Below are 15,606 nucleotides of genomic sequence, written 5' to 3'. Positions count from 1 at the left end.
GAACGATTCAAAAAGCCCAAGTGCTCAATGCAGCCTCACACGAGCAAATTGAGCCAAAGGAGGATCATTGTGCGGAGAACTTTCACGATGTCATGTGTATGGATCATGTTGGCGGGTGCAGCTTTAAGCGGCTGCGCGGCTGGTGGGTCCCAAGTAGCCGAATATGGCTTCAGCTATGAGGATGTCACGAAGCAGGCAGGGATCGACTTCAAGCATGAGAAGGCTGTATTCGACTCCAAGGTCGAGCATGTGATGCCCTGGCTGGCATCGACAGGAGCGGGAGTGGCTGTCGAGGATTATGATGGCGATGGTCTGATGGATATTTATTTTACCAGCTCCGCCCGTGGCAGCAAGAACGCCCTTTATCGCAATAACGGCGATGGTACCTTTACGGATGTAGCCGAGGAACTGGGTGTTGCTGACGTCAATCAGACTGGGGTATCGGAGACCGTGTTATGGCTGGATTATGATAACAGTGGTTATCCCAGCTTGCTAATCGGCAAATGGGGGGGACCTGTCCAGCTATTCCGCAACAATGGAGACGGTACCTTCACGGATGTATCCGAGGAGAGTGGAGTAAGCAACATTATGGGCAATTTTGCCAAAGTTATCTCGCTGGACTATAACCGGGATGGGTATCTGGATGTCTATCTCGGTGGTTATTTTCATGAAGACCATGATCTGTTCAACCTGACCACCACCAAGATTATGCATAATGATTTCGAAAAAGCACGTAACGGCGGGACGAACATCATGCTGCGCAACAACGGGGACGGCACCTTTACAGATGTAACGGAGGAGACAGGCACTGGTGATACGGGCTGGACGCTAGCTGCCGGGGCTGCAGACCTGAATAACGATGGTTGGCCTGATATCTATAACGCTAATGATTTTGGTCCAGATGTGCTGTATCTCAACCGCGAAGGAAAGGATTTCGAACGTATTATTCAAAAGCGGGGAATCGGCGATGACACTTACAAAGGGATGAATGCAGATTTCGCAGACGTCTTCCACGACGGTAATCAGGCTGTCTATGTATCCAATGTAAGCAAGTCCCGTTATATTCTGGAGGGTAACCAGCTGTGGCAGGCCAATGCTGACGGCAAATTCGTGGATCGTGCAGAGGAAATGGGCATCAATCTCGCAGGCTTCTCTTGGGGAGCACGATTCCTGGATGCCGATAACAGTGGGAATTTCAGTCTGATGGTGACCAATGGCTTCATCTCGGATAGCACCAAGCGTGACTACTGGTTCGACCTTGGAACCCTTGCGACTACGCCTGGTACAATTGTAGAGGATACGAAAAATTGGCCGCCATTCAAAGACAAGAGCCTGTCGGGCTATGAGAAAAAGCTTCTGTTCTGGAATAATGGCACGACGATGAAGGACGTCGCTCAGGATGTGGGCATTACCTTTGATCTGGATAGCCGTGGCGTTGCTGTCGTGGATCTATGGAATCGCGGAACGCTCGATATGGTATTTGCCAATCAGGGTGCGGAGCAGAAGCTCTACAAGAGTCATAATGAGACGGGGAATCACTGGATCAAGCTGGATCTGGAGGGTACCTTCCCGAGCAATCGGGATGCTGTAGGAGCGAAAGCTATCTTTGAAATTGGAGGCATCCGTACTGCCATTGAACGAGATGGTGGCAATTCTCACGGAGCTCAGAGTGATCCGAGAATTCATTTTGGCCTAGGTGCTCACACCAAGGTGGACAAGCTCACTATTCAATGGCCAAGTGGCCGAGTACAAGAGCTGGAGAATGTGGAGGCCGATCAGATTCTGAAGCTGACAGAGCCGGATACTCCTATGGAGGATACGCTACAGCCCCGCGCCACGAATTCAGATCCAAGCAATGGAGAGGAGAATACAGGCCAATGAGTGAGCAATTACGCATTGGGATCATCGGGTGTGGCAGAATTGCTGTTACCCGGCATATTCCTGAGCTGCTCGCCCACCCACGGGCTGTCCTCACGGCATTGTGTGATACGCGCAAAGCAAGGGCTGCGGAGCTTGCTGAGCGATATGGTGTGACAGGTGTCTATGATACTGCTGAGGAGATGCTTCGGTCTGCTGCCTTGGACGCGGTTATCATCTGCACCCCGAATTGGCTGCATGCAGCAGATGCGGTGCATGCATTGCGCAGGGGACTGCATGTGTTCGTGGAGAAGCCGATGGCTGTAAGTCTGGAGCAGTGCCAGCTCATGATTGAGGAGGCCGAACGTGCAGGCAAGGTGCTGGCGATCGGACATAATCAGAGGCTGCACCCGGTATTTCGAAGAGCCAAGGATTGGCTGGATAGCGGCCGGATCGGCAAGGTCACACAAGTGATGACTCAATTTCAGCATGGCGGGCCAGAGCTGTGGAGCGTAGATGGCAGTGAGAGCTGGTTCCTGAATGGCAGTGAGACAGGACTTGGTGTGCTCGGGGATCTCGGCATTCATCGCCTGGATATGCTGCGCTGGATGCTGGCAGATGAGATTACAAAGGTGCATGCCTTGACCTCAAGCGTAAGGGGCATATCAGGAGTGAATGACAGTGCGGCATTGGTGCTACAGACTGCGGCAGGAGTGCTGGGCACCGTGCAGGTTAGCTGGAACAATCCGCTACAGGAGCACAGGACTGTTTTTTATGGAACGAAAGGCACGTTGTTGTTCGGGGAGACAATGGATTCGATTACGATATCGGATATGGACGGCAGTGTCGTAACAGAGACGGTCGCGCTCCCTCTCCGGAAGGACGGGGGTATGGAGTCGGGCATGGTAGACGACTTTATTCACAGTATTCTGGAGGGTAGAAAGCCTGCTGTTAGCGGACAGGAAGCGTATCAGGGCATGAAGGTATTGTTTGAGGCGTTATCTGTAGGCCAGTAATCTGGCGAAGGAAGATTCGACTTAGGCAGGGGCTCCGTATGGGAGTCCTTGCCTTTTTAGCTACATAGACTTTGTGAATGTATATACATACTTGTAAGTGGAGGAAAACTATGGTAAATGATCATTAGAAGGAAAAATTCGAACCCAGTCATAGGATGGATCGGAGGGGGCAGAGCATGAGTCGGACGGAAGAATGGATGGCAACCTACCATGAGCATATCCGAAGGTATAGCCTCTCTGTTACTGGAGGGAGTGGCGACGCCGAGGATGTGTATCAGGAGACGGCACTCCGCCTCTTGCGGGCACTCAAGCAGGACAGCAGCAGAGCTGTTACGAAAGCCTTCATTTACCGGATTACCAAAAGTGTATGGATTGATATGTGCCGCAAGCGCAAGCTGAAGGAGGTATCACTGCACATGTTGCCTGAGCATCAGCTTCAGGGAGCACAGATGGCTGATGGCATGGAACTGCTGGAGACGTTGGAGTTGCTTGCCAGTCGCTTGTCTCCCCGTTATCTGGTGGTGCTGCTCCTCATGGATGTATTTCATTTCACGGCAAAGGAGACTGCTGGACTAATCGGAGGTACCGAAGGGGCAGTGCACATTACCCGCAGCCGCGCCAGACATAAAATTCAGATGTTGCAAGCCCGCTCGTGTCACGGAAATCTGGATGTTGCGCCCATATCGAAGGCTACGCTGTTGGAGCGGGATGCTTTCCAAACTATTGTTGAAGGCTTCCGACGGCGAGATGCACAGCAAATTGTTAATGCATTTTTACAGATATCCTCGCAGGACAGCTTCCTCAGACAGATGCGGGTGGGGGCTTATCGACTATCATTCGCCTTCGAGGACCCTGACGGGAATGTATGTATGGTCTCATCCAGATAAAAAAAATATAAAACAGGTGTATATTTTTCGTGTATACCTACGTTAATTCATCGCACCCGTATTTAACGGGGCATAATCGGCAGGAGCCGAGTATTTTCGTCGAAAGAGAGGTGAGCTTTGGCGTGGCAGAACGTAGAGCACTAGTAACGAGAATTGATACCATCTTCATCCCGGTGACGGACCTCAAGCGATCAGCTGAATGGTATGAACAATTGCTGGATTTGGATCGGGTCTACGTGACACCAGATACCAACTATATCGGCTTTCGATTCAAGGGAGCTGGTCCGCAAGCGACAGCTCTTACTTTGTTCCGGTCAGAGACAATCCCGCAGTGCAAGCACGCTGCATTCAATTTGTTCACGTCGGATGTAGAGGAAGCCCATCGGTTTTTCCAGGAGAAGCAAGTGAAGGTAACCGAGGTGCACGATGAGGCTGGCATGCAGTTCTTTGATTTTTGGGATCTGGACGGCAATTGGGCACAGTTGATTTCATTTCCGGAGTAATGCACAAGACATTTGGATAGGAGGAGATTCATTTGATCACAAGCGAAGATGTAGAGATCAAGAAGCTGGGGGGCTTCAAGGCGGCTGTACTGACCGTGGAGGCCCCCTTCGCCAAGCTGGGACATGAGGTTCGTAGACAGTGGAAGCGTATTGAGGCCATGCTACCTGACGAACACCCCCTGCGCCTCGATGCTGAGATCGGATATGTATTTTCTCCGCAGTGGAACACGGATGAGGGTGACGGTACGATGAAAATTAAGGTCGGTGTCAAGGTGTCTCATGATACTTCCCTCCCGGATGCTGTAGAGCTTCTGGAGGTACCCACCCGTGAGTATGTAATCCTTCGGTTCGAGGGAGATCGTGAGCGCCTGAACACGATCTATCAGGATTTATTCGCCTGGATTGACGGCAGTGGCTATAAGGCTATATCGGAAGAGGGAGTATACTGGATTGAGGCCAATCGCTTGCAGCCTGTAAATCCTTTCGACATTGCACCTGAGGAAATAGATAGCTTTGACTATGATATCTGCATTGCTGTTGAGCCCGCTTGATCGTTGTTGGTACCTTGCTAACTGCAAGACCAAAAAGGATGCCCCGAAGTCGTACAAGCGGGGCATCCTTTTGTTGTAATCATGATAATGCCAGCTGGCATGGCCAAGAGCCTGCATGAACCTAGCATCATCGGATATTCATGATATATTTTTATTTATTGATAACATTTGCAACGGTTACTTCAGGATCAACCTCGGCCTCATAATCTACACCATCGATCTCGAAGCCGAACAGTCGGAAAAATTCACGGCGATAGCCTTCCAGATCAGTCTTGTCATAGATGTTGTCTGTATCCACTGTGGCCCAGAGCTGTGCTACCTCTTCCTGGACATCGGCGCGCAGCTCCAATTCATCAATTCGGATGCGTCCCTTCTCATCTACCGGAGTTCCGTCTGCAGCATACAGGCGATCTGCGAATAGACGATACATTTGCTCGATACAGCCCTCATGAATCCCCTTCTCCTTCATTACACGATATAGTGCGGAGATGTAGAGAGGAACGACTGGAATCGCCGAGCTGGATTGAGTAACCAGTGCCTTACAGACAGCAACATAGGCGCGTCCACCAATAGAAGAGAGCTTGTTGGTCATTGTAAGAGCTGTAGCTTCCAGATGGTCCTTGGCTCTGCCGATAGTTCCGTCGCGGTAAATCGGCTTCGTAATCTCCGAACCAATGTATGAATAGGCAATGGTAGTGGCGTTGTCTGCGAGCACTCCAGCTTCGAGCAAGCGGTTAACCCAGTCCTGCCAATCCTCACCGCCCATGACAAATACAGTATCCTCAACCTCTTGCTCCGAAGCGGGCTCCAAAGTAACCTGGCTTACTTCTCCGGTATGGAAATTAACCGTTTTGTTCGTGTAGGTCCCATTGAGTGTCTTCAGTACGGAAGTCTTGGTCTCGCCTGTAGCTGGATGGGTACGGCGAGCTGTAGCTACACTGTATACCACCAGATCAACCTGGCCCAGCTCACGACGAATTAGTTCAATCGTTTCAGCCTTCAGCTCAGCTGAGAAGGCATCTCCTGTAATACTGTAGGATTTGAGGCCAGCTTCCTGAGCTGCCTCTTCAAAGGCAGCCGAATTGTACCAGCCAGCAGACGCTGTACGCCCCTTGCCTGCGGAGCTTTCACGATAGACGCCAATTGTATTTGCATTAGCCCCGAAGGCCGCTACAATGCGTGAGGACAGTCCATAGCCTGCAGAAGCTCCGATGACCAATACATTTTTCGGTCCGCTAATGGCTGGCTGGGATTGTACATATTGTACCTGCTCGCGTACTTGCTGAGCACATCCGACTGGATGAGCCGTTGTGCAGATAAAACCTCTGGTTCTTGGTTTAATAATCATGTGTATTCATTACCTCTCTTCAGATCCGAAAATTGTACAAGCGAAAGCGTGAAGTCTGATTCACAATCTCTTTCTAAACCATCATTGTATTCTTTGATGTACTATCCTATTTTAACGATTTTTTTGAAAAACGAAAACCTTGTGTCTCCATTTAACCGGATTTAGTCATTATTTGGTTGGTGAGCACATGATGGAGCTGTTATTTCTGAATGTGTTTTTAAGTGTTAATAAACATGACGTGAATATGTTACATGTCAAAGATTGTTTTGACGTTCATAGGGATTATTGTATAGAATGTAAGAGATCGTGCAATGTATCAGATAGGTATCATCACCTAATATTTGGTTTATTTGCAGTTGTGCGAGTGTCAATCCGTTGTTTTTATTATTTTTTATCCACTGTTTAATTCTTGACGTCAGGTCGGAGAGTGGGTAGAATAAATTAAATAATTGTGCAAGTTGTGTCTATATAACTGTGGGTAACATGCACAAGCATCAGTGGAGCTGAGTCATCTTGTAATCGCAAGAAAAACATCCGCTTATGGCGGTCTATCTTCTTACGCAAGTACGTCGATTGATGTTTTTCTTTAGATTATACAACCTAACAGCTTTAGCAGAGCTGGTCATTTGTATAATCGCAAGAAAAACAACTGCTTAAGGCGGTCTATCTTCTTACGCAAGTACGTCGATTGATGTTTTTCTTATTAAATAATGAATGTGAGTGATATAACATATGAGTCGTCTTTTGGAAGTTAAGGATTTAGCTATCTCATTTAAGACTCGTGGCGGCGAGCTGCAGGCGATCCGCGGAGTCAGCTTTTACGTGAACAAAGGGGAGACACTTGCCATCGTAGGTGAATCCGGTTCAGGCAAGAGCGTTACCTCACAGGCCATCATGAAGCTAATCCCTGAGCCACAAGGAATGTACAAGCGTGGACAGATTATGTTTGACGGTCAGGAAATCATTAAGAAGAATGACAAGCAGATGCAGAGCATTCGTGGTAATGAGATCGGCATGATCTTCCAGGATCCGATGACCTCTCTGAACCCGACAATCAAGGTAGGTAAGCAGATCACAGAAGTGCTGTTCAAGCACAAAAAAATGAATAAAGAAGCAGCGCGCAAGCGGGCAATTGAGTTGCTGGATCTGGTAGGTATTCCATTGCCGGAGCAGCGCTTCAATCAATATCCGCATGAATTCAGTGGCGGTATGCGTCAGCGCGTCGTTATTGCAATGGCACTGGCTGCTGACCCTAAGCTGCTGATTGCGGACGAGCCAACAACGGCTCTTGACGTTACAATCCAAGCTCAGATTCTGGAACTGATGAAGGATCTGCAGAAGAAGATTGGGACAGCCATTATTTTCATTACCCATGATCTTGGCGTCGTAGCGAAAATGGCAGACCGCGTAGCTGTTATGTACGCTGGTCAGATTGTGGAGACCGGAACAGTACAGGAGATTTTCTACGATCCGCGTCATCCATATACATGGGGATTGCTTGCATCCATGCCGCACCTAGACAGCAGAGGCACCAAGCTGACTGCGATTCCAGGTACGCCACCAGACTTGTTACATCCTCCTAAAGGTGATGCATTTGCGCTGAGAAGCTCCTATGCTATGAATATTGACTTTGAGAAGGAGCCACCGTTGTTCAAGGTATCGGATACACATTACGTGAAGTCCTGGCTGCTTCATCCGATGTCTCCAGCGGTAGAGCCGCCAGAAGTCGTGAAGACTAAGCGTCGCGATCTGGAGCAGAACTATGCTGAGCCTGTCATGGTAGATGCCTACGAGCTGTAAGGCAAACGGATCATGATGCAAGGTCAGACTGGTGGGGATAGTAGCTCCTGACGGCATTGTATCTACAGAATGCATTTTGTTGAAATAATTGTATAGCAACAGCGGCCTATAAGTTCATAAGGTTGCTGCGTCTCGGGTGGTGTACTGTCATAATGACGGTGCACCACCTTTTTTCATTTTTTGCTATCAGTACACATGTAATCACATCACATGTAATGATCTCATCGTTTTGCAGATGCAAGCGAGCTTTGTGCCGGACATGAGTAGGAAAATGAACAACGAAAAGTTAAAATAGAATATAGTTCCATCGCGATTCACATTCACTTGTTGACATGAAGGCTATATGGCTAATCATATTCTGAACAGGGAGCGTGAGGACAATGGCAGCATTTGCTAACAAAATAGGAGTCATCTCGGACAGCTTCGGTCTAGGGGTGTATCAGGATTTGCTTGAAGCCCGGAAGCTAGGAGTGGAGGGAGTTCAGATCTGGGCAACCCAAGGGGAAATGGACCCCGTACAGATGACAACGGACCGGCGCAAGGAACTGCGCCAATATGCTGCAGGGCTTGGCCTGGATATCTCTGCACTATGCGCCGATTATGGGGGCTGGGGCTTCCGACATGCTGCGGACAATCCGCACCGAATTGAGCAATCCAAGCGGGTCATGGAGCTGGCGCTTGACCTGGATTGCCGGATCGTGACGACCCATATTGGCATTATTCCCAGAGACACGAATCATGATGAATATAAAGTGCTTCAGGAGGCATGCAATGAGCTGGGACGCGCAGCTTCGGCTCTTGGGGGATATTTTGCGATTGAGACAGGACCCGAGCCTGCCGACCGATTGAAGCAGTTCCTGGATTCATTGAACACACCTGGTATTGCGGTGAATTTTGATCCGGCCAATATGGTGATGGTGACGGGCGATGATCCCGTCCAAGGCGTATATAGCTTGAGAGATTATATTGTTCATACACATGTGAAGGACGGTATTCGATTAAGGGAAGTTGATCCTTATGAGGTATATGGGGAGTTAAGTCATGATCAGATCGCGACAATGGCTGAGACAGGAGCTGGCTTCCGGGAGGTTCCGCTGGGGGAGGGGACGGTTGATTTTGCAGCCTATTTTGCAGCCTTGCAGGCGATTGGATATGCCGGATATTTGACGATTGAGCGGGAAGCAGGACAGCAGCCGCATATCGAGCTTGAGGCTGCCATCCGTTTCGTTCGCCGCTATCGCGACGCCTGACTACACGCGTCCCTTGCCTATAGCTCATTCCAGATCCGGCGAACGTTGGCCATGCCGATCCTGGAGCCTGTGCGACAATCCTCCATCCCTTCGAATTCGAGGGACAGATAGCCGTCATAGCCTGATTGCTTAATAGAGCGCAGCACCTCTCGCAGATCCAGATCTCCATGTCCGGCAATAGCCCCTCTCAGATAATTGCCGCCAGTGGTTCGGAACCAGCCTTCTCCAGGGCCATCTGGTGAATCTGCATGAGCAGGACGAAGATAGAAATCCTTGATGTGAATCATGGATGCATAGGGAAGATTATTGCGGACAGCAACCACCGGGTTCTCGTCGGCACACATGAAATTGCCAATATCCAGTGTTGTCTTGTAATTGGGTTCCTCCACCGCTTCGACCAGCGCCTGGACACGATCACTATGCTGAATGAAGTATCCGTGATTCTCTACACTTGTAGTGATTCCGAAGGCAGCAGCATAGCGTGCTACCGTACGGCAAGCGTGGGCCAGACGGTCGAGCTGCCTGTTAAAATGTCCAATAGAGACATCCTTACTGGAGGCCACATCATGTCTCATAAGCTTGACACCTAGACGAGCGGCGATATTCACTTGGCTCTTGACACGCTCAATTTCCGCCTCGTAAGCGTCATCATGGTCTGTCAGGAAATTGGCTCCGATCGCATAGTTCGATATCTCCAGCCCGGCGGCAAGCGCTTGAGAGCGAATCCGATCAATTAGTTCGGGTTGCTCTGTCAGATCGAAGCCGAGGGGCACAATTTCGATATGCTCACTTCCGAGCTCAGCTGCGTAATCAATGAAGCCGACGATGTCCATATCACCCTTGTGCAGTGCGTTATACAGGCTATAGCTGCTTAATCCAAGCTTCACAGATGTACCTCCTTTCCAAGCTGGGCAGATGTGTAGACGGCATTAAGAATTTTCGTAATCTCCACACCATCCTCGACAGGACTAAGTGGCTCCTTGCCTGATTGGATGCATTCGATGAAGTGCGCAATTTCATTCGCAAATGCGGTGTCCACCTGGAAAGTGGTACTATCTGTCTGTGGATGAATATTTAGAATGGTGTTATTTTTCTCGGAGACCATCACCAGCTGAGGATCAATCTCCAGCCCCCCTTGATCTCCATATAGCTTGACTGAGCTTTCGTTACGCTGTGCATGGAGTGAGAAGCTAACATCGACGAATAGAGACGCGCCGTTCTCGAATCGGATTAAGGCATTGGCCATGTCCTCAACGTTGTTCTTACTAGCGTCATAGTCTGCAGCCTGGTAACGGGAGAGGTTCGCGATATGTGCGCGATTGCCTAGGCGGTAATAGGTGTTGCCGCTGACGGATACGGCTCTGGGGCGGCCCATCATATACCAGCATAGATCAATGACGTGCACGCCAATATCAATCAGGGGGCCTCCGCCCGAGCGATCTACATCACTGAACCAACCGCCGGGATTTCCCAATCTGCGAATGGTTGATGCCTTGGCATAGTACAGTTCTCCGAATTCTCCAGCCTCGACGAACGAGCGGAGCATTTGAACATTGGGATCATAGCGTCGGACGAAGCCAACCTGCAAAATGTTGCCGGAGCTGCGAACTGCCTCCTGTATACGAATAGCCTCATCAACGGTGCGGCATAGCGGCTTCTCGATGAGTACATGCTTGCCCGCCTCTAGTGCGGCGATACTAATCTCGGCGTGGGTACTGTTCCAGGTGCATATACTGACGGCATCAATGGCGCTGTCAGCCAGCAACTCCCGGTAGTCAGAATAAGCCTTCGTAGCGCCGTTCGCCGTGGCTACTTGCTCCGCTCGTGCTTTGTTGTTATCGCAAATGGCCTGGATGACGACGTCCGGATGATTACGGTAGGGTCGAAGATGGAAGTCGGATATACTTCCTGCTCCAATGACACCGATATGTACTTTTTTCAATGGAACCAGCTCCTTTCGGTATGCTTGTTGCTTCAAATGTAGACATGAACGATGTACAACTCCATGAGGATTGACTTCATTGTAGCGGGAGAGCAGTCTCTAGGCTATGTAGCCGTGTGCTGTTTATTTGAATAATTGTGCGCTTCAGGAGGGATGGACGTGAGCAGAATGACAGCGTTACGAGAAGAAATGGATATGCCAGATCCCCATTTTCCAGCCAAGCTTAATTCACTGCGTTACGATACCAAAGGGCAGGTCATATTCCAGCATCACTGGCATGCCCATCTGGAGCTGCAATATTTTGTATCAGGGGAAGCGGTTATTGAATGTAATGGGGTGCCTCTGCGTGTAAAAAGCGGGGATCTTGTCGTGCTAAATAGCAATGATCTGCATATGGGTGTCTGCCAATCCAACGAGCTGGCATACCATGTGCTCATTGTGGATATTGCGCTGCTGCATAGCCTGTCGCCAGATGCCATTGAGACCAAATACATAGCCCCGATCGCCCGGAACCAGATTCTGTTCCAGAACCGGATTGAGCGTGATGCCAATCTGAACCGATGCATGGATGCCATGATAGGGGAGTTCAGAGAGCAGGAGCCGGGCTATGAGCTGTCGATCAAGTCGTCCCTGTATCGCCTGCTGACCTTGTTGGTTCGTAGCTATGTCACCGAGTGTAGTCAACTCCCGCAGCATGAGACTCGAACGAGGAATCTGCAGCGCTTCGCTCCGGTATTCGACTATATTGACGGGCATCTGGATCAGGAGCTTACGGCCAGCGAGCTTGCTGACCTGATCGGGCTGAGCCGTTATCATTTCAGTCGCCTGTTCAGCAGTCTGACGGGCAGGACGATCTCGGAGTACATCAATCAGCTTCGCATCAATAGATCCGAGCAGCTTCTACGTCATTCCAGTATGACGGTCTCCGAGATTGCCTGGGCTATTGGCTTCAAGGACGTGTCCTACTTCAGTCGGACCTTCAAGAAATACAAATCGCTATCCCCCTCTGAGCTTAGGACGGAGCGTTAGCTTTACATTAGACAGTACACGAAACATCATATTCCCAGACCTCTTAGTACCTTGACCAGTTTGAACAGATACAATGTGAGTGTAGAGTTGCTGCAAGCGGGGAGCACTGTGGGTCACTGTTAAGCTTGCTGTTCTTTGGAACGAAATTGAAAAAGAGGATGAACAGCAAGCTTAAGGTCGGCAACTGTCGTTTCTCTAGGCTCCCCCGCTGTCCGCTAATTAGGATCTCTCCAAATCATTCACACCTGAAATCAGATTCGATCAAGGTACTGTTCGCCAATGCCTGCCTAGCGGTAGCCTTCGGTCTGAGCTGGCTTTCCTGCCTCCTGCACCTCCACCAGATAACGGAAGCAATCGGGTCTGGACCCGTCCCTATCAGTGAATCCGTATACTTGGGCTAACTGGCCGCTGGACAGCGAATGCCCATTCCAGCGAGCCTTGTTGTCATCCGAGGCAAGGGCTGCTACGGCGCGACCTACATAGAACGGCGTCTCAGATATGGCAAAATGAGGCTCCTGCTCCGTCGCATCCTCCCAGTTCGACTCGGTGACGCCAAAATGCTCCAGCATCATCTCGGATCGCATCCAGCCTGGTGTCAGTGAGACAGCTGTGCAAGCATGCGGCTTCAGATCATGACTTAGCCCCCATGCCATCCGGCTTACAGCCGTCTTGGCCAGATCGTAGAAGAGCGACAGACGATAGTGTGATTGGTTGTATTCGGCGGTACCGTCCGTCATTTCCACGACCAGACCTCCTGCTTGGCGGATTAACAATGGCAAGGCATAGTGGCTTGTAATCAAATGGGTATCAAGTGCAAGACGAAGCAGACGCAGCCCGTTGTCCAGCGAATGCTCCCAGACCGGGACGTTCCAGTCTGTGAGCAGCTCACCACCCCAAATATCGTTCACAAGGATATCCAGTCGGCCTTGCTCCTGCTCAATGCGGGTGATCAGAGCCTTCACCTGCTCTGATTGTAGATGATCGACCTGCACGGGGATGCCAATCCCTCCAGCCTCATTCACCAGCTCTGCCGTGTCCTCGATGGTCTCGGGCCGATTGTATTCTGAAATCTGCGTACGCGTCGTGCGGCCAGTGACGTATACCGTGGCTCCGGCTGCACCTAGCTCGACGGCTATGCCTCTTCCGGCACCACGAGTACCTCCGGCTACTAAAGCTACTTTTCCTTGTAATGGTTGCATGTGTTCCAGCTCCTTTCGTTGTCTTACCGTTCACTTTACACTATAATGATGTCATCTATTGTCATATATAATACGAATCACCAAGGAGGGAGCTTATGAGAGCCGATCGGCTGCTTGCGTTGCTTCTACTGCTACAGACTCACGGCAAGCTGACGACCCGTGAACTGGCAGAGCGTCTGGAGGTATCCAGTCGTACAGTCATACGTGATCTGGAGGCGTTAAGCGTGGCGGGTCTACCCGTCTATTCGGAGCGCGGGCCGGATGGAGGCTGGCGGCTGATGGAGGATTTCCGCAGTCGATTAGGAATGATGAGGCTGCATGAGATCAAGTCCTTGTTCATCGTTCCTTCCGATACAATTATGAGACAACTAGGATTACCTGCTCGGGAGGATGAAGTCCGTGCCAAGCTGCTGCATGCCCTTCCTTCACCGATGAAGCGTGAGGCCGAGCAGTTTCTGGACAAAATCTATATCGACACAGGCACCTGGGCACCTGCTGTGGAGAGTAAGGAGCAGGCTGAGCGGTTCGCACTTGTGTATGAGGCAGTATGGCAGGAGCTTCAGCTACAAATAGAATACGAGAAAGCCGACGGCAGTCGTATCCAGCGTAGCGTGGCTCCACTCGGGCTGGTCGCCAAGGGGAATACATGGTATTTGGTAGCAAGCTCCGGGACAGATCAACTGCGCAGCTATAGATTATCGCGAATGTTGTCTGTTCAGATCACCTCTGATGCCATCGTTCGTCCAGCAGAATTTTCCTTGCGTGCATACTGGCACCAGAGCAAGAATGAGTTCGTACAGGGCATTCCTGTCTATGAGGCCGACGTGCTGGCACATCGTTCTATTCTGGGGCGTCTTACCTTTACAGGGAAATTCGTCAAGCATATACATCTTCATGAAGAGCGTGGTGGGGAGGAGTTAGCAGACGAGAATTCCTGGACTCGTGTGAGTCTTCATTTCAATGATGAAGAGGAGATTGTGGAATACGTCATGGGCTTTGGTGATCGGATGAAGCTGCTACAGCCAGAGCATTTAATAGATACCATTGCTGAGCGCGCCCAGGCAATTCTGAAGCTGTATGGCTCTTCCAAAATTATTAGTCAGGAGCAGCAGGCAACTGAGAGTACGTAATACCATATCCATATCCACATCAGGAAGAAGGAGTAGGTCATTTTGGCAAACACACTAACCATCAAGGGCATAACCATTGGCACGGGCATCCCGAAAATCTGTGTCTCCATGGTAGGCGCTAATCTGGAGCGACTGAAGGAGGAAGCAGCGGAGCTGCGGCTTCTGAGTCCCGACCTTGTCGAGTGGCGGGTGGATTTCTATGAGCAGGTAGAGGACATAGATCGTGTCAGAGAAGCCTTGGCGATTATTCGAGCCCTGTTGCCAGACACCCCACTCGTGTTCACCTTTCGCAGCGCGAAGGAGGGTGGGGAGAAGGAGGTAAGCTCTTCCTATTATGTAGAGCTGAATCAGGCGATTGCACAATCCGGTCAAGCGGATCTGATCGATGTCGAGCTGTTCCGTGCGGAGCAGGATGTCCAACTGTTGGTAGATACGGCGCATGCACATCAGGTGCATGTGATCATGTCCAATCATGATTTTAACAAGACCCCAGCCAAGGATGAACTGGTAGGGCGCCTGCGGAAAATGCAGGAGCTTGGTGCTGATCTGCCCAAGATCGCCGTCATGCCAACCTCCACAGCGGATGTGATTACTCTGCTGGATGCTACCAACACGATGAAGGAGCAGTACGCGGATCGTCCGATCATTACGATGTCGATGGCGGCAAACGGGGTGATCAGCCGGTTATCTGGTGAGCTATTTGGCTCGGCGGTCACCTTTGGCGCAGCCAAGCAAGCCTCTGCTCCAGGACAGGTGGCTATCTCAGAGCTGCGTACGATGCTGACCATGTTCCATCAGCAGCTGGTGAAATAGCAATGAAGTAATGATAGGCATGGTCTCCTGAACAAGATGAATCTCAGAGTCGCAGGCTGCGGTTCAGAGATTTTTTGCAAAGTCTGGGACTCGGAAAGTGCTAAGGCGGTGATACTGCTTCCGGCTTTCCCCCCCCGTGTTCATTGGTAAAATTTGAAGAGAGCATCCGAGCATACCATGTGAATTTGTCTCTCCATGGAGGAATATAGTTCTTGTGCTGTGGACTTTCTTATTCTATAATATCAGAAAGTATGTAGAGTAACGTTGACTTCACTGGTCAT

General features: G+C 50.3%; 14 protein-coding genes. 10 read left to right on the top strand and 4 right to left on the bottom strand.

Features of this window, described 5'->3' with window-relative positions:
- The first annotated feature begins 69 nt into the window (after nucleotides 1-69).
- The 5 genes from D328_RS0110345 to D328_RS0110325 all read left to right on the top strand — a co-directional run bounded on the left by D328_RS0110345 (nucleotide 70) and on the right by D328_RS0110325 (nucleotide 4,814).
- Nucleotides 70-1,881, top strand: coding sequence for a CRTAC1 family protein (locus D328_RS0110345; RefSeq protein WP_025676715.1), 1,812 nt, complete (start codon nucleotides 70-72; stop codon nucleotides 1,879-1,881).
- Nucleotides 1,878-2,873 carry a Gfo/Idh/MocA family protein gene (locus D328_RS0110340; protein ID WP_018884927.1) on the top strand — a complete coding sequence of 332 codons (996 nt, stop codon included), beginning with the start codon at nucleotides 1,878-1,880 and terminating at the stop codon, nucleotides 2,871-2,873. The genes D328_RS0110345 and D328_RS0110340 overlap by 4 nt, the downstream gene beginning before the upstream one ends.
- Nucleotides 2,874-3,049: 176 nt before the next feature.
- Nucleotides 3,050-3,760, top strand: coding sequence for an RNA polymerase sigma factor (locus tag D328_RS0110335; protein WP_018884926.1), 711 nt, complete (start codon nucleotides 3,050-3,052; stop codon nucleotides 3,758-3,760).
- 29 nt (nucleotides 3,761-3,789) lie between these two features.
- A complete protein-coding gene (locus tag D328_RS0110330; protein WP_169445794.1) occupies nucleotides 3,790-4,263 on the top strand; it encodes a VOC family protein in 474 nt (157 codons plus the stop codon).
- Between the two features lie 32 nt (nucleotides 4,264-4,295).
- Nucleotides 4,296-4,814, top strand: coding sequence for a GyrI-like domain-containing protein (locus tag D328_RS0110325; RefSeq protein WP_018884924.1), 519 nt, complete (start codon nucleotides 4,296-4,298; stop codon nucleotides 4,812-4,814).
- A 151-nt stretch (nucleotides 4,815-4,965) separates the two neighbouring features.
- Here the strand turns inward: D328_RS0110325 and fabV are convergent, their stop codons facing one another.
- The gene (gene fabV / locus D328_RS0110320) at nucleotides 4,966-6,162 is read right to left on the bottom strand and encodes an enoyl-ACP reductase FabV (protein ID WP_018884923.1); all 1,197 of its coding nucleotides are present in this window, start codon (nucleotides 6,160-6,162) and stop codon (nucleotides 4,966-4,968) included.
- 732 nt (nucleotides 6,163-6,894) lie between these two features.
- Between fabV and D328_RS0110315 the strand changes: the two genes are divergently transcribed.
- Both D328_RS0110315 and D328_RS0110310 read left to right on the top strand, forming a co-directional pair.
- Entirely contained in the window at nucleotides 6,895-7,962 is a 1,068-nt protein-coding gene (locus D328_RS0110315) for an ABC transporter ATP-binding protein (RefSeq protein ID WP_026281112.1), read from the top strand.
- A 380-nt stretch (nucleotides 7,963-8,342) separates the two neighbouring features.
- Nucleotides 8,343-9,212, top strand: coding sequence for a sugar phosphate isomerase/epimerase family protein (locus tag D328_RS0110310; protein WP_018884921.1), 870 nt, complete (start codon nucleotides 8,343-8,345; stop codon nucleotides 9,210-9,212).
- Between the two features lie 17 nt (nucleotides 9,213-9,229).
- Here the strand turns inward: D328_RS0110310 and D328_RS0110305 are convergent, their stop codons facing one another.
- Nucleotides 9,230-10,099, bottom strand: coding sequence for a sugar phosphate isomerase/epimerase family protein (locus tag D328_RS0110305; protein WP_018884920.1), 870 nt, complete (start codon nucleotides 10,097-10,099; stop codon nucleotides 9,230-9,232).
- Nucleotides 10,096-11,154 carry a Gfo/Idh/MocA family protein gene (locus D328_RS0110300; protein ID WP_018884919.1) on the bottom strand — a complete coding sequence of 353 codons (1,059 nt, stop codon included), beginning with the start codon at nucleotides 11,152-11,154 and terminating at the stop codon, nucleotides 10,096-10,098. The genes D328_RS0110305 and D328_RS0110300 overlap by 4 nt, the downstream gene beginning before the upstream one ends.
- A gap of 168 nt (nucleotides 11,155-11,322) precedes the next feature.
- On the opposite strand from D328_RS0110300, the gene D328_RS0110295 reads away from it, so the two are divergent.
- Nucleotides 11,323-12,183: an AraC family transcriptional regulator gene (locus D328_RS0110295; RefSeq protein ID WP_154659026.1), complete on the top strand. Its 861-nt coding sequence runs from the start codon at nucleotides 11,323-11,325 to the stop codon at nucleotides 12,181-12,183.
- A 287-nt stretch (nucleotides 12,184-12,470) separates the two neighbouring features.
- Here D328_RS0110295 and D328_RS0110290 read toward each other — a convergent pair whose 3' ends face one another.
- Nucleotides 12,471-13,382 (bottom strand): SDR family oxidoreductase, encoded by a 912-nt coding sequence (locus D328_RS0110290; RefSeq protein WP_018884917.1) that lies wholly within the window; start codon nucleotides 13,380-13,382, stop codon nucleotides 12,471-12,473.
- A gap of 95 nt (nucleotides 13,383-13,477) precedes the next feature.
- Between D328_RS0110290 and D328_RS0110285 the strand changes: the two genes are divergently transcribed.
- Entirely contained in the window at nucleotides 13,478-14,512 is a 1,035-nt protein-coding gene (locus D328_RS0110285; protein WP_018884916.1) for a helix-turn-helix transcriptional regulator, read from the top strand.
- Nucleotides 14,513-14,554: 42 nt separating this feature from the next.
- Nucleotides 14,555-15,325, top strand: coding sequence for a type I 3-dehydroquinate dehydratase (gene aroD, locus D328_RS0110280; RefSeq protein WP_018884915.1), 771 nt, complete (start codon nucleotides 14,555-14,557; stop codon nucleotides 15,323-15,325).
- Nucleotides 15,326-15,606: the final 281 nt, after the last annotated feature.

The sequence above is a fragment of the Paenibacillus massiliensis 2301065 = DSM 16942 genome (assembly GCF_000377505.1).
GTDB lineage: Bacteria > Bacillota > Bacilli > Paenibacillales > Paenibacillaceae > Paenibacillus > Paenibacillus massiliensis.
The sequence above is the reverse complement of the archived record's forward strand: the minus strand, read 5'-3'. Positions and strand labels throughout refer to the sequence as shown.

Coding starts and splice junctions, on each gene's coding strand:
- D328_RS0110340 (WP_018884927.1), top strand. CDS start 1,878: ATGAGTGAGCAATTACGCATTGGGATCATCGGGTGTGGCAGAATTGCT.
- D328_RS0110335 (WP_018884926.1), top strand. CDS start 3,050: ATGAGTCGGACGGAAGAATGGATGGCAACCTACCATGAGCATATCCGA.
- fabV (WP_018884923.1), bottom strand. CDS start 6,162: ATGATTATTAAACCAAGAACCAGAGGTTTTATCTGCACAACGGCTCAT.
- D328_RS0110315 (WP_026281112.1), top strand. CDS start 6,895: ATGAGTCGTCTTTTGGAAGTTAAGGATTTAGCTATCTCATTTAAGACT.
- D328_RS0110310 (WP_018884921.1), top strand. CDS start 8,343: ATGGCAGCATTTGCTAACAAAATAGGAGTCATCTCGGACAGCTTCGGT.
- D328_RS0110295 (WP_154659026.1), top strand. CDS start 11,323: ATGACAGCGTTACGAGAAGAAATGGATATGCCAGATCCCCATTTTCCA.
- D328_RS0110290 (WP_018884917.1), bottom strand. CDS start 13,382: ATGCAACCATTACAAGGAAAAGTAGCTTTAGTAGCCGGAGGTACTCGT.
- D328_RS0110285 (WP_018884916.1), top strand. CDS start 13,478: ATGAGAGCCGATCGGCTGCTTGCGTTGCTTCTACTGCTACAGACTCAC.